Here is a 20,185-nt window from a genome sequence, read left to right as displayed (position 1 = left end):
CCCCGCCCTGTTGTTCGCGCATCATTCAGGGTGGACAATGACGCCATGTCCGAGGAACCACTTCCGGCCAGCCCCGATCCACCGGCTACAAAGGCGGATTTGCCGCCCGGCGTCCGGGCGCAGTTGTTGGCCACCGAGCATTGGAGCCTGCTCGCTTCCAGGAGCACCACCCAAGGCGAGGTCCTCACCCGCATCAGCATGTTCCTGACCTTCACCTCAGCCAGCCTGCTCAGCGTGGCGCTGGTGGGAAACGCCACCCAGTTTTCGGATGCGTTCAGGGCCTTCGCGCTAACCATACTCAGCATCGACGTAGTGGTTGGACTGCTCACGCACGTACGCGTGATGAGCGTGGGCATGGAAGACCTGATGTACGTCATCGCCATGAACAGGCTCCGCGCCGCGTACGTGGACCTCGACCCAGGGGTGGCGCCGTACCTTATGGCCAGCTTTCACGACGACGAAGAAGGGGCCAAGCGGACCTACTACTTTTTTGGCGGCCGCCGCGACTTCAGCCAAGTGGCAGGGAGCAGCATGGTGTTCATGGGGACGGTCAACTCCGCCCTCATCGCACTGCTGCTGGGGTCTGCGATGTTGGTGGGAGGCTTGCCGGTGGCCCTGTCCGTAGGCATTGCAGTAGTAGCCGCCCTGGCCTTCTTCGTGACTTCACTGGCCAGGGGACATCGCAGGTACCTTGAGGTCTGGAAAAACAACCCGCCGGTCTCGCGATCTAGCGAAAAAGGGCCTAGTCGATCGCAGCCATGAGTTCCACGACACGCGCCAGGAACGCGTCCACCTGCGCTTCTTCATAACCCTCGTCCCCCTTGGCTGCACGGAAGACCGCCCGGCGGACAGTGTCCACGCTGAGGGTCTGGTCGTGCTCGAGGTAACCGATGAGTTCCGCGCACAGGGCGTCGACGTCCTGGACGTTGTAGCTGCGGGCCCGCTTTTTGGACGGGCGGCGGAACCGCTCGCCGTCGGGCCGGTGCAGCCTGCCCCGGAGGATGCCGGAGAGCTTGCCGATCTGGCGGAGCCACGCTTCCTCACCCTGCTGGTTGATGAGGTCGTCACGCTCGCGCCGAGCGAAAGCGTCCTCCAGGCGATCCAGGGCGGCGTCGACGCTGTGCGCGTCGTATCCGCCCTTGACGGGGTCGAAAGCCACATCACGGACGTCGCCACTGGCTATCTGGTCAGCAGCTCCTACAGGACTCTCGAACGACTTCTTGGCGCGCTGGAGGAACTCATCCACCTGTTTGGCGTTGTAGCCGTACTTGCTGCGCTCCACACGGTCGAACGTGGCGGGAATCTGGCGTCGAATATCCACTGACACTACTTTTCCTTCATTGGTTTATCAGACGCCGCTCAGCAGCGCGAACAGAACATAGGCTACAGGGGCCGCGAACACGATGGAGTCCAAACGGTCCATGACGCCCCCGTGGCCGGGCAGGATGCTGCTCATATCCTTGACGCCAAGCTCACGCTTGACCATGGACTCGGCGAGGTCTCCGGCGGTGGCTGCGGCCACCATGCCGAGAGCCAGGATGAGCCCCACCCACCACGGCCTGTCAAGGATGAAGATGCAGGCCAGGACACCGATCACCATGGCCCCACCAACCGAACCGGCGAAACCCTCCCAGGATTTCTTGGGGCTGATTTTCGGGGCCATGGGGTGCTTGCCGAAGGATGCCCCAACGATGTAGCCGAACGTGTCATTGGAGACGACCAACAGCAGCATCGAAGCGATCTGCCACGCCCCGTCCGGAATGCCGTCAGGCCAGAAACCCACCGGGGTTGCCCCGCCGGTTGCGTGCAACGGCAGCGCCGCGAAGCTGATCAGGAACGGAATCCAGGCAAGCGTGAAAACCCCGGCGAACACGCTCCGGGGCGCGCCCGCCGCGCTCTCGATGGAACGCCACAGCAGGACGGCCACGGAGCTCGCCGTCATGGTGAACAACAGCCCTTCAAGGCCGCCAAAATAGGCAGAGACCGGCATCACCAGGCTGCCGACCATCACGGGGATGATCGGCATCCGGGTGCCCTGTGCCTCGAGAGCCCGGAAAACTTCCCAGACCCCCAGGACCGCAAACGCGGTGGTCAGGAGGACGAATCCCAGGGGCAGGAACAGCAGGCCGCCCAAAACGGCCAACAGCATGGAAAGCCCGACGCCGATGGCCGCCGGAAGGTTGCGTCCCGCCTTGGGGGTGGGATTTGCCCGTACACGCCTGGCGCGTTTGGGGGTGTCGCGTGTCGGGACCCGCTCAGCGGGCGCCGGCTCTGCCTGGTTCATCAGACCTCGAGCAGCTCGGCTTCCTTGCGCTTGAGCAGTTCGTCGATGCTGTCGACGTGCTGCTTGGTCAGGGCGTCGAGCTCCTTCTCAGCGCGGGCGCCCTCGTCTTCGCCGGCTTCGCCGTCCTTGACGAGCTTGTCCAGGCTGTCCTTCGCCTTGCGGCGGATGCTGCGGATGGAGACCTTGGCGTCCTCACCCTTGCCCTTGACGATCTTCACGTATTCCTTGCGGCGCTCCTTGGTGAGCTCCGGGATGGTCACGCGGATAACGTTGCCGTCGTTGGAGGGGTTGGCGCCCACCTCGGAGTCGCTCAGTGCCTTTTCGATGTCCCGCAGTGCGGTCTTGTCGTAGGGCGTGATGAGGATGGTGCGGGCGTCGGGCACACCGAAGGAAGCCAACTGCTGGAGCGGAGTGGGTGTGCCGTAGTACTCGACGATCACCTTGTTGTACAGACCGGGGTTGGCCCGGCCCGTGCGGATCGTGGCGAAATCGTCCTTGGCTACCTCAACCGCCTTGTCCATCTTCTCGCCGGCTTCGAGCAAGGTCTCTTCGATCACGGGTTTCTCCTCAGAAAGTAGTTGCTGCCCAACGTCAGGCGGCAATGCACGGTAAAGAAATGCATAGTAAAGATCCGCCACGTGGGGCGGACGGTCCTAGAAATATCCTAGCCCTTGCTAGGGAGTAACCAGGGTTCCCAGCGTTTCGCCGAGGATGGCACGGGTAACGTTGCCTTCGCCTTCCATGCCGAAGACCACCATGGAGAGCTGGTTGTCCTTGCACATGGTCATGGCTGTCTGGTCCATGACCCGGATGTCGCGGCGCAGGGCATCGTCATAGCTGAGGACGTCAAGCTTTTCTGCTGTCGGGTCCTTCTTGGGGTCGGCGGTGTAGACGCCGTCCACGCCGCTCTTGGCCATGAGGACCACGTCTGCGTGAACCTCCAGGGCACGCTGGGCAGCGACTGTATCAGTGGAGAAGTACGGCAGGCCTGCACCGGCACCGAAGATGACCACACGACCCTTTTCCATGTGGCGGATGGCCCGGCGGGGAATGTAGGCCTCCGCTACCTGGCCCATGGTGATGGCGCTCTGGACGCGGGTTTCAACGCCGGCCTGTTCCAGGAAGTCCTGGAGGGCCAGGCAGTTCATGACCGTGCCCAGCATGCCCATGTAGTCGGCACGGGAACGGTCCATGCCGCTCTGGGACAGTTCGGCGCCCCGGAAGAAGTTGCCGCCGCCCACGACGATCGCAACTTCAACGTCGGACACGGCTGCCGCGATCTGCTTGGCGATAGCCCGGACGGTCTCAGGATCGACGCCGAGCTTGCCTCCGCCGATGACCTCGCCGGAAAGTTTCAGAAGTACACGTCGGCGGGTCTTCTCGGGCTGGATTGCAGTGTTGACGGTTTCCATGGTGCCTTCCCGTTGGTGGACTCTGGCTAGATTATCGTGCTGTGGGTCCGCGCAGGTACTACCCGGACGGGTGCATGAAAAAGGGGCGGCCACCGAAGTGACCACCCCTTTTCATGAATTACTAGTTTCCTACGCGGAAACGGGTTACTGCGGTTGCCTTGACGCCGGCTTCTTCGAGGACCTGTGCAACGGTCTTCTTGGAATCCTTGGCGAATGCCTGGTCAACCAGAACTTCACCCTTGTAGAAGCCCGTCACGCGGCCTTCCACGATCTTCGAAAGAGCAGCTTCGGGCTTGCCTTCAGCCTTGGCGGTCTCTTCGGCGATGCGACGCTCGGACTCGACCAGTTCGGCCGGGACGTCTTCGCGGGTCAGGTAGTTCGGAGCCATGGCTGCAACGTGGACAGCGATGTCGTGAGCTGCGGTGGCAGCGGCTTCGCCTTCACCGTCAACAGCGAACAGCACGCCGACCTGGGCCGGGAGGTCCTTGGACGTCTTGTGCAGGTAGGCGTCAACCGTGGTTCCCTCAACGCGGGAGATGCGGCGGACAACAACCTTCTCGCCTAGGACAGCGCCCTCTTCGACGACAACCTCGGACAACGGCTTGCCGTCGACCTCGGTGGCCAGCAGGGCTTCGAGGTCGGCTGCGCCGGACTCGACTGCAACGTTGAGGACCTTGTCAGCCAGCTGGATGAACTTGTCAGACTTGGCAACGAAGTCGGTCTCGCAGTTGACCTCGATCATTACGCCAACGCCACCGTTGACCTTGGCAGCAACCAGGCCTTCAGCGGTGGAGCGGCCTTCGCGCTTGGTAGCGCCCTTGAGGCCCTTGATGCGGATGATCTCGATGGCCTTTTCGGCGTCACCGTTGGCTTCGTCAAGAGCCTTCTTGACGTCCATCATGCCGGCGCCGGTGCGCTCGCGCAGGGCCTTGATGTCAGCAGCAGTGTAGTTCGCCATGTGAACCCCTCTGTCTAGAAATTTGTGTGTTTACGGACTGACAGGACGGCAGCCCACCGCGTGAGCTGCCATCCTGTCAGTTGCCCCCGAGGCTGTTTCCAACATCAGGGAAGGTCCAGATTTACTTGGCTGCTTCGGCTTCGCCGTCTGCAGCTTCAGTTGCTGCGGGAGCCTCGGCTGCCGGAGCTTCTTCAGCGGGAGCCTCTGCTGCTGCAGCTTCTTCGGCCTTGCTGCCTTCGAGGAGCTCGCGCTCCCACTCGGCCAGCGGCTCTTCCGGAGCTTCGGTAGTGCCCGTTGCGCGCTGGTTGCGGGCGATGAGGCCCTCAGCTACGGCATCGGCAACAACGCGGGTGAGCAGGTTGACGGAGCGGATGGCGTCGTCGTTACCCGGGATCGGGAAGTCGACTTCGTCGGGATCGCAGTTGGTGTCCAGGATGGCAACAACCGGGATGTTCAGCTTCTTGGCTTCGTCAACAGCAAGGTGTTCCTTCTTGGTGTCAACAACCCACAGGACCGAGGGAGCCTTGGTCAGGTTGCGGATACCGCCGAGGTTGGACTCGAGCTTGGTGAGTTCACGCTTGAGGAGCAGGAGCTCCTTCTTGGTGTAGGCCGAGCCTGCGACGTCGTCGAAGTTGATCTCTTCGAGTTCCTTCATGCGCTGGATACGCTTGGCGACAGTCTGGAAGTTGGTGAGCATACCGCCCAACCAACGCTGGTTGACGTACGGCTGGCCAACACGGGTAGCCTGCTCGGCAATTGCTTCCTGAGCCTGCTTCTTGGTGCCGACGAACAGGACGGTGCCGCCGTGGGCGACAGTAGCCTTGACGAACTCGTAGGCGCGGTCGATGTAGGACAGCGACTGCTGGAGGTCGATGATGTAGATGCCGTTGCGCTCCGTGAAGATGAAGCGCTTCATCTTCGGGTTCCAACGACGGGTCTGGTGTCCAAAGTGGACGCCGCTGTCAAGCAGCTGGCGCATAGTTACGACGGGCATGCCGACGCTCCTTCCGGCAGGTCATTCATGAGAGAGCCCATGGGGCTGCTCTTACCCTGCCAATAGTTGACGGTTGTTTAGCCTGTGGCCCGGACGGGCCTGGCTCCTGGCATCCATTGCGCTTCTCATCCGACTCAAGCCAATAGGCTTCAGCGGACCGCAAGAGGCACAATCCTCCACAGCCTGAAGCCATGAGGCTTCGCTGGTGGAGGGCTGGATACGCGTAGTCAGCCTGGGACCCCCACATATCTGAATGAGACATGCTCCTGAACAAGCTTGAGGGCACAGCAAACTGCTCCAACAAGTGTACTACAGCGACCCTGCAGCTTTGACCGCGGATCACATCCGTTGTCCACATAGGACAGCCCGGGCATCGACCCGTCCAGGTTGCCACGGAAGGCTGGATCCATGACCCTTTTGAAGCTCACTTTGTCCGCGGTCCTGGCCCTCGCACTTTCAGGCGGAGCCACGGATGCCACGCCCGCGGCCCGAGGGCGCTGGAGTTGGCCACTCGCCCCCAAACCGTCCGTCCTGCGGACGTTCGACCCGCCGGACAAACCGTGGATGAGCGGGCATCGCGGCGTGGACTTAGGACCAGCGCCCGACGGCGGACAAGTCACCTCGCCGGCGGACGGCGTGGTGACCTTTGCCGGCGTCGTGGTCGACCGGCCGGTCCTGACAATTGATCACGGCGACGGATTGCGGAGCAGCTTCGAGCCACTGACCAGCGGACTGAAACCTGGCGATGCCGTGCGCAAGGGGCAGGCCCTTGGCACCGTTGAGCCGGGCCATTGCGGCAGCGTCACTTGCCTGCACTGGGGAGTGCGGCGCGGCGAGGACTACGTCAATCCGCTGGACTTCGTGCAGGACATGCGGCCATCCGTCCTGCTGCCACTGGAATGAGCCCCCGCCGTATCGTCGGGGTCGCTAGACGATGGCCGATACTCCGGTGACTGCCCTGCCGGTCACCAGGGTGTTGATTTCGTGAGTGCCCTCATATGAGTAGATGGCCTCGGCGTCAGAGAAGATCTTGGCCATGCCGTAGTCAGTGACGATGCCGTTGCCGCCCAGGATGCTGCGCCCCAAAGCAACGCTTTCACGCATGCGGGCAGTGGTGAAGGCCTTCGCCAAAGCGGATTGCTCGTCCTTGGCCACTCCCGCGTCCTCAAGCTGTGCCAGCCGGACCATCATGCCCGTGGAGGCCACAGTGTTTCCGAGGATCTGGACCAACTGGTTCTGCACCAGCTGGAACGCGGCCAGCGGGCGTCCGAACTGCTGGCGCTCGACGGCGTAGCTCCGCGCGACGTCGAAAGCTGCCATCTGGAGTCCGACTGCCTGCCACGCGACAGCCAACCGGGTGACCTTCAGGACCTTGTTGGTGTCGCGGAAGCTGTTGCCGTTGGCCAGCTTGAAGAAGTCCGGAACCACAACATTGTCCAGCGTGATATCCGCGTTCTGCACTGTGCGCAGGGAGATTTTGTTCTCGATCTTGCTGGCGGAGTAGCCGGGCAGCGTGGTGTCCACCAGGAACGCCTTGACTTGGTTGTCGGCTACGTCCTTGGCGTAGATGACTACCCAATCAGAGAAGGTGGCATTGCCGATCCAGCGCTTGGCACCGTTGAGGATCCAGTGATCGCCGTCGCGTCGGGCGGTTGTGCGGGTTCCACCGGCTACATCCGAACCGCCGAGGGGCTCAGTCAGGCCGAAGGCACCAATCTTCTTGAGGGAATAGATATCCGGCAGCCAAGCGTCTTTCTGCTCCTGCGAGGCCAGCGCCTCGATGGACCCGGTGAAGAGCCCGTCGTGGACACCCATGAACGTGGCAATGGAGGCGTCGGCACGAGTCACTTCAGCATGGAGCATGCCGGCGAACAGGTTGGAGTAGCCCTGTCGTCGGACCGGGCTCACCAAGTCGAGTTCACCTAGCTTCGGAATCAGGTCCATGGGGAATTCGCCGCGGTTCCAGCAGTCAACCGCGATGGGCTTTACCTCGCGGGCCAGGAAATCGCGGACCTCAGCGAGGCGGTCCTGCTCCTTGGCGGTCAGCATTTGCTCGAAGGCGTAGAAGTCACCATCGGCATACGGGAGGGTGGTGGCGTCGAATGCAGCGTTGGACATGTGCGCTCCTTCAAGGTGGTCACCTGCGACCACGTCTGGATTCCGGAGAGGCCGCGAGCTCCAGGGGTCAGCTGGACGGCCATGTTACCGGCAGGCAATAAGTTACTGAGCAGTAACTTACCGCAGGTGCTCCGATTCCCGCAATGCTCGGGCTACTTTCCGTAGTTGCAGGAGCGACGGAGCCAGCTGCGCGGAACACTGGGCTAAGCGGCGGGGCCGGCGCTGCGGCAGGCGAGCCACAACGGGCAGCGTATAAAAAAAAGCCGCAGCCCACAATCCAGGATTGTGAGCCGCGGCTTCAGTGCGAAATGTAGGGCTACTCGGACTTGAACCGAGGACCTTAGGATTATGAGTCCCGCGCTCTAACCAGCTGAGCTATAGCCCCGTGAAACCCGGACCAACCGACAATAAACGGCTGTTCCGGGCAAAGCACTCCAGCAATTCTAATAGGTGCCAGGGTGTGCTTTGGTCACACCACCATGTCCTCGTACGAAGCACCGCGGTAGAGGTCCTCGAACGTCTGCAGGGTGCCGTTGATGCTGTGGGGCTCCACCATCTCGCGGCTGAGCTTGCCCATGGCCTTCAGTTGGTCCTCGGGCAGTTGCAGGAGCTTGGTGATCTTGGCTGCGAGCTCACCGCTGTCATTGGGGGTGAACAGGTACCCGTTTTCGCCGTCGCGGACCAGGTGCGGCAGCGCCATGGCGTTGGCCAGTAGCACAGGCGTGGAGGCGGACATAGCTTCGAGCGTCACCAGCGACTGGAGTTCGGCAGTTCCGGGCATGCAGAAGATGTCGGCCTTGATGTAGGCCTCGCGCAGGTCTTCGTCACTGGCAAGCCCAAGGAACTTCACCCTGTCTCCCAGCCCAAGCCTGGCCACCTGCGCTTCGAGCGCCGGACGGACCTCACCGCCGCCAACGATCTCCAGGTGCACATTGAGCTCACGGGGCGTCTTCGCTACGGCGTCGATCAGTACATCAACGTGCTTTTCCTCGGCCAGTCGACCCGCGAAAAGGACCGTGGGATAACTGTTTGGTTCAATTGATTCGCCCGGCTGGAGTTCGTAGGCGGCCGAGTCGATGCCGTTGGAAAGCGGCAGGACCTTGCGCAGGAAGGCGTGCTGGTGCATGGCCTTGGCAGCAAGCGGCGTGGGCGTGGTGACGACATCGGCCTGGCCCATGACCTTGCCCATGTCCTTCCAGGAAATGCGGCCCACGATGTCCTTGAACCACTGCGGGAACGGCAGGAATGGGTTCAGGTTTTCGGGCATGAAGTGGTTGGTTGCCACGACGCGGATGCCACGCTTCACGGCCTCGTACAGGACGTGCTCACCAATCATGTAGTGGCTTTGGATGTGGACCACGTCCGGCTGCACCTTATCGAACAGCAGGCTGATTTCCTTCTTGATTTCCCATGGGAAGCAAATGCGGAAGTACTCGTGCGTAAAGACGCCGTGGGAGCGAAGGCGGTGGACCGTTGCTTCGTCGCGAAACTCCGTGTAGCTCTTGCCCTTGTCCTGCCGGCAGGCCAACACGTGTACGTTGTGTCCTCGTGCCGTCATTCCCTTGGCCAGGCGGTAGCCGAACTGGGCGGCGCCGTTGACGTGCGGTGGATAGGTGTCTGCCGCGATCAAGATGGTGAGGGGTTTGCTGGTGTCGGGAATGGTCACGTGGAGAACTCCTGATGGTCACGGTGCGGACAGCGTTGCTTGTGGCAATGCTGCGGTGTCGCCGGGTTGCCGCCCGCAAAAGCGGTGGCGCAAAGGTAGGACTTTGCCCTAAGCCTTCCGGTTGGCCGCCGCCTTCGCGTCCTTCTTGCGTTTGGTGACTTCCGGATGGTGCCTGCTCAGGGCAATAACCCCAACGATAGCAAGCGTTGCCGCTGCAGCCATGGCTATCGCCATCACGGCATGCACATCGGGACGAAGCTCACCCAGGATCACAATGCCGATGGCGATGCCCACCATGGGGTCGATAACTGTCAGTCCTGCGATCACCAGGTCCGGCGGCCCTCCAGAGTAGGCACTTTGGACAAACCAGGAGCCCAGGCCACCGGCGGCGACAATGGCAATCAATGTGTACCACTGGACGTTGAACAAAAAGAGCCCGTTGGGATCAAGCAGGTGTTTACCGATGATGCGGGTCAGTACGGCCACAAACCCGAAGAGGACGCCGGCGCCCAGGATGTAGACAAAGGCGTTCATTCGATGCTTGAACAACACGGCGAGCGTTCCGAAGATGCCCACAGCCAGTGCAAGCAGCAGGACGATGGTGAGCTCGTCCTCAGCGCTCACGTGATGGTTTTCCTGGGTGACATTTACTGCAAGCAGCACGAAGAGGGCAGAACCGGTCACGCAAGCGCTGATGGCCACAACGGTGGCCCGGTTGATGGTGAGGCCCTGGTCCTTTGCATTGACCACTGTGGTGATGACCAGCGCGATCGCCCCGATCGGCTGGACCACTGTTAACGGCGCTGATACCAGGGCTATCGCGTTCATCACCATGCCGAGGGCGAGGAACAGCAGCCCCAACATCCAGCGTGGGTTGCGCAGGAGCCGCAGGAAGCCGTTGGAACTGAGGGCAAGCCCACCAGTATCGGCCTTGACCGCACTGCCCTGCCGTTGGGCACCAATGGCCAGGAAGAATGCGCCAACTACCGCCAGGAAAACGGCAAGCCACACCATCAGCCGTGTCCGCCGTCGTTGTTTTTCAGTTCTTTACCCTTACGCAAGATGGCCCAGAAGTAGTTGTAAGCAGCAATCCAATGGCCCACCAGTCCGAGGCCGAGGAAAGTCCACGCCCCCACGAAGTAGACCTCTGTGAACGGGACAGGAAGCTTGGACAGGACCAGCAACGGCGTACCCACCAGCAACAAAGCCGTTCGGATCTTCCCGATGATGCTGACCGGCAGGTCGGGGTGGCTGCGGAAGTAGATCAGCGACGCGATTGCCAGGATAGTGTCCGGCACCAGCAATGCCGCGAGGTACCACCACTGCACGACGCCGGCGATCGCCAAGGTGAATGCGACGGCCAGGAGCGCGGCCCGGTCCGCCATGGGATCAAGGATCCTGCCAAGCTTGGACGTCTGGTCGAAGCGCCGGGCTACGTAGCCATCCACCCAGTCCGTGCTGCCCATGATGATCAGCACAAGGACAGCAAAGCCGTACTCCTGTTCGGAGAGCACGAGCCACACGAACAGGGGCACACCCATGAAACGCAAGACGGTGAGTATGTTGGGGACGGTGACGATCGAATCATGGTCGACCTGCGGCCGATCCGGGTGCGAGCCAGCGCCGATCAGTTTCATCTTGTCCCCCCTATCCTCGTGTCCAGTGTTCGGTACTTCCGGCTGGTGCTACTTCTGCAGCAGCTTCCTCAATGCGACAACGAAGACGACTGCAGCCGTGGCGAATGCTGCGAGGTCCTTCCAGCGGGCGGCGAGCCGTTCGCCCAGGCTCGGGGGTACGGAAGCGTTGATGTCCGCGAGCTTGGCCGCAGCGAATTCCCTGCCCTCCTGGAACTTGCCGTTGGCGCTTTCCAGCAAGGCCTGTCCCTGCTTCTTAACGTCCAACTGCTCGCCCAGCTCGTCGCGTACACCCGTAAGGTGCTGGCGGCGCTTCTTCAGGCGGGAGCGCAGTTCGGCCTCAGTTGGAGCCTTGACGGCGTCGGCTTCCTTGGCAGCTTCCTTCGCGGCCTTCTCTGCCTTGGCCTTCTGCGCGGCGGCTTCCTTCTCGGCCTTGGCAGCCTTTGCTGCCGCGGAGTTCGGATCGAGGATGGATTCGTCGAAGGCCGAGCCTTCCTTGGCGATGCCGAGATCATGCTTGATGCCGCGGATGGTGTCTTCAGGTACCAACGGCATGGCCTTCTTGAACTTGGCGATACCTATCAGCGCAGCAATGGCAACAACCACCAGGAAGAACGCCGCAACGATCAGGGCGGCGAGCCAGCCGGGCATGATGGTGGCCAGGCCAAGAATCGCGGCAACTACCAGCGCAATCACCAAGAGGGCCAGGAAAACCAGTGCCACGCCAAAGAAGGCGCCTGCGACGCCAACTTGCGTGGCCTTGCGTTTGAGTTCCACCTTGGCCAAGGCAATTTCGTCGTTGATTTGCCTTGGGGCCAACCGCGCAACGAGCTTGAGGGTCTTCGGCAAAGTACGAATGGCTGGTCCTTGACTGGTCCGGCCGGTGTGACGTCCACTCATGGGTTCCGCCTAACTGCTTCCTCTGGGCATCGTGAGGGTGAACGCAGCCGGATAAGGATCGCCGCGCGCACCTGTCCACAAAACTATCATTCAGGTTCCGGCTCAACTTTCGGAGCACGCTACGGCGCGCCTGTCATAGGCCGAATAAATATGATCCAGGCCATAGGATTGATGATCGTGACCTCTCCAACAGCTCCGGGCGATTCCCTGAGCCGACGCGAAAAACTTATCTACATTCTCCTGCTGGGCGCGCTGACTGCCTTGGGTCCCTTCACCATCGATCTCTACCTTCCGGCCTTCCCTGCCCTGGAAGAGAGCTTCGACGTCTCAGCGGCGGCCATCCAACTCACTTTGACCGGCACAACCGTTGGCTTTGGACTCGGGCAGTTACTGGTGGGGCCGTTCAGCGACAAAGCAGGACGCCGCCTGCCGCTGATCCTGGCCACGGGTGTTCACATTGGCTCGTCCCTGGGTGCTGCTTTGTCTACGGACATTGGGATGCTGTCCCTGTTCCGCGTACTCATGGGCATTGGTGCCGCCGGTGGTGGCGTAGTGGCCATGGCGATGGTCCGGGACCTTTTCCACGGCTATTCAATGGTCAAGATGTTTTCCCGGATGTCACTGGTTAATGGCCTGGCCCCCATCCTCGCCCCCGTCATCGGCTCCCAATTGCTGTTGGCGTTTCCTTGGCCGGGCATCTTCTACTTCCTGGCGTGTTATGGCCTCCTGGTGATCCTGGCATCGATTTTCTTCATCCGTGAGACGCTTCCCGCTGACCAGCGGGGTAAGTCCAACGTCACTGTGGTCCAGCGCTACAAATCGGTCCTGGGTGACAGGATCTTCGTTGGCATGGTGATGGTGGGAAGCCTGAACTTTGGTGGCCTGTTCGCGTACCTTTCGGCTTCCACTTTCCTGTTCCAGGATGTCTATGGCTTCTCTCCCCAGGAGTACGGCCTGCTCTTTGGCATCAACTCGCTGGGCATCGTTGCAGGTGTCCAGATCAGCTCACGCCTCATTCGACGCGTTGCTCCCCAGTGGATCGTGGCTGGCGCAACCCTTTTCATGGTGCTGATGGCGGTGCTGATCATTGCCCTGGATCTGTCCCATGCTGGCTTGTGGGGCATCCTGATTCCCCTGTGGTTCTACATTTGCGCGACAGGTTTCATGTTCCCTTGCGTCCAGGTGCTCTCCTTGGCCAACCACGGCGCGCAGGCCGGCACCGCGGCGTCCCTCCTGGGCGCCTCCCAGTTCATGATGGCCGGCATTGTTCCTCCCATCGTCGGCTGGCTCGGTGTGGGCTCCGCAGTGCCCATGGGATCGGTGATGGCTGTGTGCCTCAGCGGGTCCATCGCTGCCCTGTGGCTGGTGGTGCGTCCCCGGACGGTCCCCTCCATCCACTAGCGGCGAGCCCGTAGGCTGTGAACATGACCAAGAAACCGCACCGCAACGGCCGCGGCCTTTTCCTCGGCGCCATGCTCGGTGCTGTCGCGGGTGCCCTGATCGGCCGCGCCGCCGGGAGCGCGCTGTTCGGTGCAATCCTCGGAGCAGTCATCGGCGCTGCCGCCCTGTACCGCGTCAATCCCGGCCCCTGGAAGCGGGACTAGGCCGACAACCGAAGGCCGCGACACCCCCGACCTCTCCCCCTACGGCTTCCCGCAAGGCAGAATGGTGGCCAACCGGGCTAACCGGTGCCTGACCGGTGAAGGGGACATCACATGAGCACGGCTGTGGCATTCAGGGGTACCCTTCGTGGCGTGGCCGCCTTGCGGAGGTTGCCACTGACGTTGGCTCTGGCAGCCTTGCTCTGGCTCCTGGGTATTGCCACTGGGAGCCTGCTCAACGGCCCCAGCGTTGACCTCCTGGATCAGGTGGGCCTCGGCCTGGCCGTGGAGCCCGGCCCTTGGTGGTCGGTTTTCACCTCCGGGTTCTTTGCCTCATCCCTGCTTGACTACGTTGCCTGCACGGCGGCAATCCTGCTGGGCGTGGGCATCGCCGAGCGCGTCATGGGCCCTTGGCTTGCCCTTGCAGCTTTCGTCGCCGGCTCAGCCCTCAGCGCCTTGGTGCTGGTGGGGCTGGTAACCTTCGGAACCGACGCCAGCGACCAATGGCTCAGCTTCCTCGGCGGCGAATACGCCGTTGGCGCCTACGGCGGGGCTGCCGCCGCCTTGGGATGTTCGACGGCGGCCCTCGACTCCCTGTGGCGTCGGCGGCTGCGGACGTGGTTGCTGGCCGCCACGCTGATGTTCGCGCTTTTTGTTGGCGTCGCCCAGACCCTCCAGGCTCTTGCCGGTGCAGTGATCGGTATCCTGGCTGGCTGGGCCATACAGTCCCTGGCGCTCCGCCGCAGGGAAGGATCCTTTCATTCGTCCAGCCTTCGGGAGACCAGGTTCCTGATCGGCACTGTGGTGGGGGTCTTCGCCGTCGGGCCTTTGCTGACGCAACTGACCGGCACGTGGGAGGTCGGGCCGCTCTCGGTGGTCTCCGAAGTCATGCTCCAGGCAAGCCCGGACGCAGACGAGGTCCAGGAAGCCTGTGGCAACGACAGGAACTGTGTGACCCTGCAGGGGATCGTGGGTGTCCAAAGTTTTGGCGCGGCCATCCTGACCCTGATCCCGGTCCTGCTTCTGCTGGTCTGCGCTGAAGGGCTTAGGCGTGGCCGCCGGCTCGCCTACCGCCTGACGTTGGTCATCCAGGCGTACTTGGCCGCTGTTACCGTCCTGTCGATTCTTCAATACGTGACAGATCCCGAGGTCACCATGGGTGACGACGACTTCGGCTACCTGCTGCTGTACGCAGTACCGGCAGTCCTGGCCCCGGTCATCATCCTGACGCTGCTCCTGGGAAACCGGCATAAGTTCCGGGTAGAGTCCAGCGATGCCGGATACCGCACCCTGGGGCGGACTTCGCTCACCCTGGCCGTCGCCGCCGTGGTGCTGTACATCGCTTTTTGGTTCCTGGAGGGCAACCCGGGACGGTCCACCCTGCTGGACCTGGCCGGGCAACTGACCCATATCCTGGTTCCCTTCCCCGTGCCCTTCGTTGTCGCCCTGCCCCAAGGGCTGCTGAGCACCGTCCTTTACGGCTTGGGCGGAGACATTATTTGGCTGTGCATCCTGGTGCTGGTCCTGAACAACTTCAGGCGGTTCCGTGCAATAGCCACCGATCCTGCCGCGGACCTGGGACATGCCCGCGAGCTGCTGCATGACGGTGGCGGCACTCTGTCATGGATGACCCTTTGGGACAACAACCAGTACTGGTTCACTCCGGACAGGCGCGCCGGCGTGGCCTACCAGGTCCATAACGGGGTTGCTTTGACGGTAGCCGGGCCGATTGGGGCCACGGAACATCACGGGGAGGCAGCCACGGGATTCCTTGGCCACTGCTCCCGGCTGGGGCTGATCCCCTGCTTCTACTCGGCGACGGACGAGCTGGATGCAGCGCTTCTCCCGCAGGGCTTCAGGAAACTTGAAGTTGCGGAGGAGACACTGCTTAACGTGCAGGCGATGACCTTCAAAGGCAAAGACTGGCAAAACGTCCGCACGGCATTGAACCGTGCGGACAAGCTGTCCATCAAGGATTACTGGTACCACTACCGGGACATGCCTCCCGGGATCAGGGCACAACTGGCGGAGATCTCCGAGGAATGGGTCGCCGACAAAGCCCTCCCCGAGATGGGGTTTACCCTTGGCGGCCTGAACGAACTCAAGGATCCTGAAGTCCTTTGTTGCGTGGCGGTGGACGACGATGGCCTGGTCCACGGAGTGACCAGCTGGTTGCCCGTCTTCAGCAACAGTGCCATCTCCGGGTGGACCCTGGACTTCATGCGCCGCCGCACCACGGGATTCAAGGGCGTCATGGAGTTCCTCATCGCCTCCGCAGTGACGCATTTCAAGGAAGACGTCCCCAGCATTTCACTGTCCGGTTCGCCACTCGCCAACAGCGGCGCGGGCGGCGACGACGGCGACCACACTTCCTTGGACCGGGTCCTGGCACTGTTGGGAAATGCGCTGGAACCCATGTATGGCTTCAAATCGCTGGCTGCGTTCAAGTCCAGGTTCCAGCCCGAACACCGGACTTTGTACATGTACTACCCGGATCCCTTGGCCTTGCCAGCCATTGGCATCGCCGTAGGCTCCGCATACCTGCCAGGCCTCTCCCCCACGCAAAGTGCGGGACTCCTCCGCCAGATGGTGGCCAAGGAGCCCGCAGCATGACACCCAAGCGGGACGTACAACGATGAATACCTTACTGAAGATCGAAATCAGCGGCCCCGTGGTGATGACGATCGCTGCAGTGATCGGCCTGGCCTTCTTCCTTGTACTTTTCCTCAAACCATCGGCACGATGGGCCCTCACTGCGGTGCTCGCTGTCGCCGTCGCCGTCCTGGTGGGCTGGTTGACGGTGTGGATCGTGGAGGACGTCATGGACATCTTCCACGTTGGGCTCACGCCACGGGTGTGGTTCTGGGCTCTGGCGTGCTTCGGTGGGCTGGGTCTGGCTGTGGTGAGCTTCCGCCGCAGCCGGCCCTGGCGAAAAGTAGTGGCAGCGGTATCCATTCCCGTGTTTGCCTTGGTGGCCGCCCTCGGCATCAACACCGAGTTCGGGCTGAACAAGACGTTGGGTTCGGCGCTTGGGATCTCCACTGAGGGCACCATCCATCTCAGCAAACCCGACCCGAACGCCTCCAATCCGGCCGGTCCCCTGTGGCAGAACTGGACGCCGCCGGCCACCATGCCTGCCCACGGTAAAGCCGGAACCCAGGTCATCCCTGCCACGTCTTCAGGATTCAATGCACGTCCTGCGGGGATCTACCTGCCTCCCGCAGCCCTGACGGAGAATCCGCCTAAATTGCCCCTGTTTGTGCTGATGATGGGCCAACCGGGGCTCCCCGACCCGCAATACGTCTCTGCGGCCCTGGACGAGTTCGCTGCAAAAAACAACGGACTGGCCCCTATCGCCATCGTCGCGGACCAAATCGGCCCGGATCAGGATGACACGCTCTGCCTGGACACCGCCAAATATGGGAACGTCCAGAAGTACATCAACGAGGACGTCGTCAACTGGGCCAAAGCCAACCTGAACATCCTTACCGACCGCGACCACTGGACCATCGCCGGGTACTCCAACGGAGGCCAGTGCGCCATCTCGTTCGCGGTCAAGTACCCCGATTTGTGGGGCAACGTGGTGGACATCTCGGGCGAGGAATTCCCCGGGGCAGAGGACCCTGCCGGCAACCTGGCGGAGATCTTCGGTGGCAACCAGGCTGCCTATGACGCACAGAAGCCCATCAACATCATGAAGGGCAAGCAATTTCCGCATACTACGGCGGTCTTCACGGCAGGCTCCGACGACATCACCTACGTGGCGGCGGCCAAGGCCGTCTCCGCTGCGGCCCAGGCTTCCGGTATGGCGGTCACCTACTATGAGGTACCTAATGGCGGACACGTGGGAATCGCACTGAACGATGGCCTCACCAAGGGATTCGAAGTCCTCTATCCCCGGCTGGGGCTGTCCCGTTAGCGTCTGCCCTTTTCCGGGCACCGCCCGGGCGATAAAGTTGAGATGTGCCACATTGGCAAGAATTGCAGCCGCTTCCGGCACCGTGGCAGCGGCGGGATGAGCGCATCCTGCCCCTGTGGTGGGACCGGCTGTGCTCAGTCACCAGTGCGCAGTCGGCAGCCCTCTACGCGGCGGGACTCTTCACGGACGACCGCCGGAGACCCATTGCCCAGTGGTACAACCCGGAAACAGACGCCGCGCTGCTGGTTGCCCCCGAAACCTCGCCTGAGTGGCCCGTCCAAAGGTTCGGCATCTTCTATGCGCCACCGGGCGGCGGCTTCACCCGCGTGTACTCCGCCCCGCACGAATGGCATCCCCGTGAACCCAGGACACCGCCCACGGAGCAGGAATCGTTTGTAGCGGCTGTCGCCGAGGCTGCGCGGTTCCTGCAGGTTGAAATGGATTTCGTCTGAAAAAAGCGGACCCCGCACCAGCGATAAGCCGGCACGGGGTCCTGATGCTCCTCCGACTGGACTTGAACCAGTAACCCTTCGATTAACAGTCGAATGCTCTGCCAATTGAGCTACGGAGGAATGAAGCGCCTACGACTTTAGCAGAGGTTTTACCCGAATGCGAAATCGGCTCCCGATACCCTCCCGGGGTATAAAAAATACCCCCGTACCGGCTAACCGGAACGGGGGTATTGCGCGCTCCTCCGACTGGACTTGAACCAGTAACCCTTCGATTAACAGTCGAATGCTCTGCCAATTGAGCTACGGAGGAATGAAGCGGTTACTAGCTTAACAGGGCCTCGCTGGAAAACGAAATCGAGCCCTCAGCCGTCCGCCCGGAGCGCCCGGCGCTCCATTTCCAGCTGCATCAGCTCCCGGTTCAAGCGCTGGAAGTCCTCGGGGTTTGAAGCAGCATCGAGTCGCTGAAGCTGGCCCATCTTGTCCGCTTTGATCCGCGTGATCTGCAGCTCGAAGAGCCTGGCCAGGATATCGCGGCAATACCGCTGCATGGCCTCCGCAGTGCTGGCCGGCAACGGCGTCACAGCGAGTTCCGAGACCAACGAGCGCAGCGGCTCGGGAACTTCCTGGCGGATCTGCTCCACCCACGCCACAGGATCCCCTGCGTGCGCGAGGCCGGTGGCCCTGATGGCCGCATGGACCGCTCCATACGCAGGAGTGGAGAAGTGCGATGCCTCGAATCGTTCCCACGCACCGCCGCGCAGCACGGCAGGATCCTGGAGGACAACCTCCAGGGCCTGGCGCTCCATGCCAGCCACGGGGTCCCGCGGGTCGGGACGCTGGAAAACGGGACCGGACGACGGCGGCGCTGCCGCTGTCGCCTGCTGTTCAGTTCCGGCTGTCGGGCTACCGCCGGGTGCTCCCCGCTTGGCGGCGGCCCCAACGTACCGGCTGACCTCCTCGATGGGAATCCCGAGCCAGCCGGCGAGTTCGCGGGTGTAGCCGGGCCTCGTGGCGGAGTCGCGGATCTGTGCGACCACTGGAGCGGCCTCGCGCAGGGCTGCCACGCGACCCTCCACGGTGTCGAGGTTATGCCGGCGGAGCGATGCCTTGATGGCGAATTCGAAGAGTGGCTTGCGGCTGAGGATGAGGTCACGGACAGCAGCGTCGCCCTTGAGCTGGCGCAGGTCGCAGGGGTCGGCCCCGCTGGGCTCGACAGCCACGTAAGTCTGGGCCTGGAACCGCTGGTCCTCTTCGAAAGCCCGCAGGGCAGCTTTCTGTCCGGCGGCGTCACCGTCGAAGGTGAACACCACTTCCCCTCCGGTGCCGTCGTCGGAAATAAGGCGTCGCGCGATCTTGATGTGCTCGGTGCCGAAAGCAGTGCCGCAGGTTGCCACCGCCGTCGAGACTCCCGAGAGGTGGCAGGCCATGACGTCTGTGTAGCCTTCCACCACCACCAGTTGCCGTTCCTTGGCAACGTTCTTCTTGGCAATGTCGATGCCGTAAAGGACCTGGGACTTCTTGTACAGCACGGTTTCGGGGGTGTTCAGGTACTTGGGGCCCTGATCGTCGTCGTAGAGCTTGCGCGCACCAAAGCCGATGGTGTCCCCCGCGATGTCGCGGATTGGCCAGATCAGCCGGCCACGGAAACGGTCGTAAATGCCCCGGTTGCCCTCGGAAAACATGCCGGTCAGTTTCAGCTCGGCGTCGGTGAAGCCGCGGCCACGTAAATGTTTCAGCAGCGCGTCCCAGCCCTGCGGGGCGTACCCGACACCGAAGTGTTCAGCAGCGGCACGGTCAAAGCCGCGGCCGTCCAGGAAGTTGCGGCCCTCCGCCGCTCCGGGCGTCAACAGCTGGGCGCGGAAGTATTCGTCAGCGATTTTGTGGGCGTCCAGCAGCCGTTGACGCTTGCCGACTTCCTCGCGGCTGGGTCCGGTACCGCCGTCCTCGTACCGCAGCTCGTAGCCAATCCTGGCGGCCAGTTTCTCCACGGCCTCCTGGAAGGAGCTGTGGTCCATTTTCTGGATGAAGGAGATGGCATCGCCGTCCTCGCCGCAACCAAAGCAGTGGTACCGGCCCACTTGCGGGCGGACGGTGAAGGAGGGCGAGCGTTCATCGTGGAAGGGGCACAGTCCCTTGAAACTGCCCAGCCCCGCGCCCTTCAGCGTGACGTATCCGTCAACGACTTCCTTGATATCCGTGCGCTGGCGTACTTCGTCGATATCTTCACGTTTGATCAGGCCAGCCACG

The 20,185-nt window shown here is 62.3% G+C and carries 19 protein-coding genes and 3 tRNA genes; 7 read left to right on the top strand and 15 right to left on the bottom strand.

The genetic code is table 11. From position 1 onward, the window contains the following. Positions 1-45 precede the first annotated feature (45 nt). Positions 46-762 carry a hypothetical protein gene (locus J2Y68_RS06720; protein WP_309991309.1) on the top strand — a complete coding sequence of 239 codons (717 nt, stop codon included), beginning with the start codon at positions 46-48 and terminating at the stop codon, positions 760-762. Here the strand turns inward: J2Y68_RS06720 and J2Y68_RS06715 are convergent. From J2Y68_RS06715 to rpsB, 6 genes are all read right to left on the bottom strand, one after another. Further along, positions 743-1,327, bottom strand: coding sequence for a DivIVA domain-containing protein (locus tag J2Y68_RS06715; protein WP_309991306.1), 585 nt, complete (start codon positions 1,325-1,327; stop codon positions 743-745). The two genes, J2Y68_RS06720 and J2Y68_RS06715, sit on opposite strands and share 20 nt — an antisense overlap. A gap of 21 nt (positions 1,328-1,348) precedes the next feature. Next, complete coding sequence (locus tag J2Y68_RS06710) at positions 1,349-2,284, bottom strand: phosphatidate cytidylyltransferase (RefSeq protein ID WP_211711730.1); 936 nt, start codon at positions 2,282-2,284, stop codon at positions 1,349-1,351. Then, positions 2,284-2,841: a ribosome recycling factor gene (gene frr, locus J2Y68_RS06705; RefSeq protein ID WP_090819256.1), complete on the bottom strand. Its 558-nt coding sequence runs from the start codon at positions 2,839-2,841 to the stop codon at positions 2,284-2,286. The genes J2Y68_RS06710 and frr overlap by 1 nt, the downstream gene beginning before the upstream one ends. Before the next feature lie 117 nt (positions 2,842-2,958). Then, positions 2,959-3,696 (bottom strand): UMP kinase, encoded by a 738-nt coding sequence (pyrH, locus tag J2Y68_RS06700; protein ID WP_211711729.1) that lies wholly within the window; start codon positions 3,694-3,696, stop codon positions 2,959-2,961. A gap of 121 nt (positions 3,697-3,817) precedes the next feature. Continuing rightward, positions 3,818-4,654: a translation elongation factor Ts gene (gene tsf / locus J2Y68_RS06695; RefSeq protein WP_309991302.1), complete on the bottom strand. Its 837-nt coding sequence runs from the start codon at positions 4,652-4,654 to the stop codon at positions 3,818-3,820. Between the two features lie 121 nt (positions 4,655-4,775). Further along, the gene (gene rpsB, locus J2Y68_RS06690; protein WP_211711727.1) at positions 4,776-5,648 is read right to left on the bottom strand and encodes a 30S ribosomal protein S2; all 873 of its coding nucleotides are present in this window, start codon (positions 5,646-5,648) and stop codon (positions 4,776-4,778) included. A 408-nt stretch (positions 5,649-6,056) separates the two neighbouring features. On the opposite strand from rpsB, the gene J2Y68_RS06685 reads away from it, so the two are divergent. After that, positions 6,057-6,551 (top strand): M23 family metallopeptidase, encoded by a 495-nt coding sequence (locus J2Y68_RS06685; RefSeq protein WP_309991299.1) that lies wholly within the window; start codon positions 6,057-6,059, stop codon positions 6,549-6,551. Between the two features lie 24 nt (positions 6,552-6,575). Here J2Y68_RS06685 and J2Y68_RS06680 read toward each other — a convergent pair whose 3' ends face one another. From J2Y68_RS06680 to J2Y68_RS06655, 6 genes are all read right to left on the bottom strand, one after another. Next, positions 6,576-7,766, bottom strand: a complete 1,191-nt coding sequence (locus tag J2Y68_RS06680) for an acyl-CoA dehydrogenase family protein (RefSeq protein WP_309991297.1) — start codon at positions 7,764-7,766, stop codon at positions 6,576-6,578. A 311-nt stretch (positions 7,767-8,077) separates the two neighbouring features. Continuing rightward, positions 8,078-8,151 (bottom strand) — tRNA-Ile (locus tag J2Y68_RS06675). Positions 8,152-8,235: 84 nt separating this feature from the next. Beyond that, positions 8,236-9,432: a glycosyltransferase gene (locus J2Y68_RS06670; protein WP_309991291.1), complete on the bottom strand. Its 1,197-nt coding sequence runs from the start codon at positions 9,430-9,432 to the stop codon at positions 8,236-8,238. Between the two features lie 108 nt (positions 9,433-9,540). Beyond that, positions 9,541-10,446 (bottom strand): DMT family transporter, encoded by a 906-nt coding sequence (locus J2Y68_RS06665; RefSeq protein WP_309991289.1) that lies wholly within the window; start codon positions 10,444-10,446, stop codon positions 9,541-9,543. Beyond that, positions 10,446-11,069, bottom strand: a complete 624-nt coding sequence (locus tag J2Y68_RS06660; protein WP_309991287.1) for a CDP-alcohol phosphatidyltransferase family protein — start codon at positions 11,067-11,069, stop codon at positions 10,446-10,448. The genes J2Y68_RS06665 and J2Y68_RS06660 overlap by 1 nt, the downstream gene beginning before the upstream one ends. 48 nt (positions 11,070-11,117) lie before the next feature. Next, positions 11,118-11,966: a phage holin family protein gene (locus J2Y68_RS06655; protein WP_309991284.1), complete on the bottom strand. Its 849-nt coding sequence runs from the start codon at positions 11,964-11,966 to the stop codon at positions 11,118-11,120. Positions 11,967-12,137: 171 nt separating this feature from the next. On the opposite strand from J2Y68_RS06655, the gene J2Y68_RS06650 reads away from it, so the two are divergent. From J2Y68_RS06650 to J2Y68_RS06630, 5 genes are all read left to right on the top strand, one after another. Further along, positions 12,138-13,367, top strand: a complete 1,230-nt coding sequence (locus J2Y68_RS06650) for a multidrug effflux MFS transporter (protein ID WP_309991281.1) — start codon at positions 12,138-12,140, stop codon at positions 13,365-13,367. A 23-nt stretch (positions 13,368-13,390) separates the two neighbouring features. Then, entirely contained in the window at positions 13,391-13,570 is a 180-nt protein-coding gene (locus tag J2Y68_RS06645) for a hypothetical protein (protein WP_309991278.1), read from the top strand. Positions 13,571-13,681: 111 nt separating this feature from the next. Further along, entirely contained in the window at positions 13,682-16,180 is a 2,499-nt protein-coding gene (locus J2Y68_RS06640; protein WP_309991275.1) for a bifunctional lysylphosphatidylglycerol flippase/synthetase MprF, read from the top strand. A 22-nt stretch (positions 16,181-16,202) separates the two neighbouring features. Continuing rightward, the gene (locus J2Y68_RS06635) at positions 16,203-17,486 is read left to right on the top strand and encodes an alpha/beta hydrolase (RefSeq protein WP_309991272.1); all 1,284 of its coding nucleotides are present in this window, start codon (positions 16,203-16,205) and stop codon (positions 17,484-17,486) included. A gap of 44 nt (positions 17,487-17,530) precedes the next feature. Beyond that, positions 17,531-17,938 (top strand): hypothetical protein, encoded by a 408-nt coding sequence (locus tag J2Y68_RS06630; protein WP_309991269.1) that lies wholly within the window; start codon positions 17,531-17,533, stop codon positions 17,936-17,938. Between the two features lie 47 nt (positions 17,939-17,985). On the opposite strand, the gene J2Y68_RS06625 is transcribed toward J2Y68_RS06630, so the two are convergent. From J2Y68_RS06625 to dnaG, 3 genes are all read right to left on the bottom strand, one after another. Further along, positions 17,986-18,058: transfer RNA gene (locus J2Y68_RS06625), tRNA-Asn, on the bottom strand. A gap of 117 nt (positions 18,059-18,175) precedes the next feature. Continuing rightward, a tRNA-Asn gene (locus tag J2Y68_RS06620) sits at positions 18,176-18,248 on the bottom strand. 52 nt (positions 18,249-18,300) lie between these two features. Further along, positions 18,301-20,184, bottom strand: a complete 1,884-nt coding sequence (dnaG, locus tag J2Y68_RS06615) for a DNA primase (protein ID WP_309991267.1) — start codon at positions 20,182-20,184, stop codon at positions 18,301-18,303. Position 20,185 lies beyond the last annotated feature (1 nt).

This window comes from Paenarthrobacter nitroguajacolicus, from assembly GCF_031455195.1.
Lineage (GTDB): Bacteria > Actinomycetota > Actinomycetes > Actinomycetales > Micrococcaceae > Arthrobacter > Arthrobacter nitroguajacolicus_D.
Note: the sequence above shows the minus strand (reverse complement) of the source record. Positions and strands in the feature narration are given on the sequence as shown.

Bases quoted from the DNA above. Each gene is read 5' to 3' on its own strand.
- J2Y68_RS06680 (WP_309991297.1), bottom strand. From the start codon at position 7,766: ATGTCCAACGCTGCATTCGACGCCACCACCCTCCCGTATGCCGATGGT.
- J2Y68_RS06650 (WP_309991281.1), top strand. From the start codon at position 12,138: ATGATCGTGACCTCTCCAACAGCTCCGGGCGATTCCCTGAGCCGACGC.
- J2Y68_RS06640 (WP_309991275.1), top strand. From the start codon at position 13,682: ATGAGCACGGCTGTGGCATTCAGGGGTACCCTTCGTGGCGTGGCCGCC.
- J2Y68_RS06635 (WP_309991272.1), top strand. From the start codon at position 16,203: ATGAATACCTTACTGAAGATCGAAATCAGCGGCCCCGTGGTGATGACG.
- pyrH (WP_211711729.1), bottom strand. From the start codon at position 3,696: ATGGAAACCGTCAACACTGCAATCCAGCCCGAGAAGACCCGCCGACGT.
- J2Y68_RS06685 (WP_309991299.1), top strand. From the start codon at position 6,057: ATGACCCTTTTGAAGCTCACTTTGTCCGCGGTCCTGGCCCTCGCACTT.
- J2Y68_RS06660 (WP_309991287.1), bottom strand. From the start codon at position 11,069: ATGAAACTGATCGGCGCTGGCTCGCACCCGGATCGGCCGCAGGTCGAC.
- J2Y68_RS06645 (WP_309991278.1), top strand. From the start codon at position 13,391: ATGACCAAGAAACCGCACCGCAACGGCCGCGGCCTTTTCCTCGGCGCC.
- J2Y68_RS06655 (WP_309991284.1), bottom strand. From the start codon at position 11,966: ATGAGTGGACGTCACACCGGCCGGACCAGTCAAGGACCAGCCATTCGT.
- tsf (WP_309991302.1), bottom strand. From the start codon at position 4,654: ATGGCGAACTACACTGCTGCTGACATCAAGGCCCTGCGCGAGCGCACC.
- rpsB (WP_211711727.1), bottom strand. From the start codon at position 5,648: ATGCCCGTCGTAACTATGCGCCAGCTGCTTGACAGCGGCGTCCACTTT.
- J2Y68_RS06710 (WP_211711730.1), bottom strand. From the start codon at position 2,284: ATGAACCAGGCAGAGCCGGCGCCCGCTGAGCGGGTCCCGACACGCGAC.
- J2Y68_RS06720 (WP_309991309.1), top strand. From the start codon at position 46: ATGTCCGAGGAACCACTTCCGGCCAGCCCCGATCCACCGGCTACAAAG.
- J2Y68_RS06665 (WP_309991289.1), bottom strand. From the start codon at position 10,446: ATGGTGTGGCTTGCCGTTTTCCTGGCGGTAGTTGGCGCATTCTTCCTG.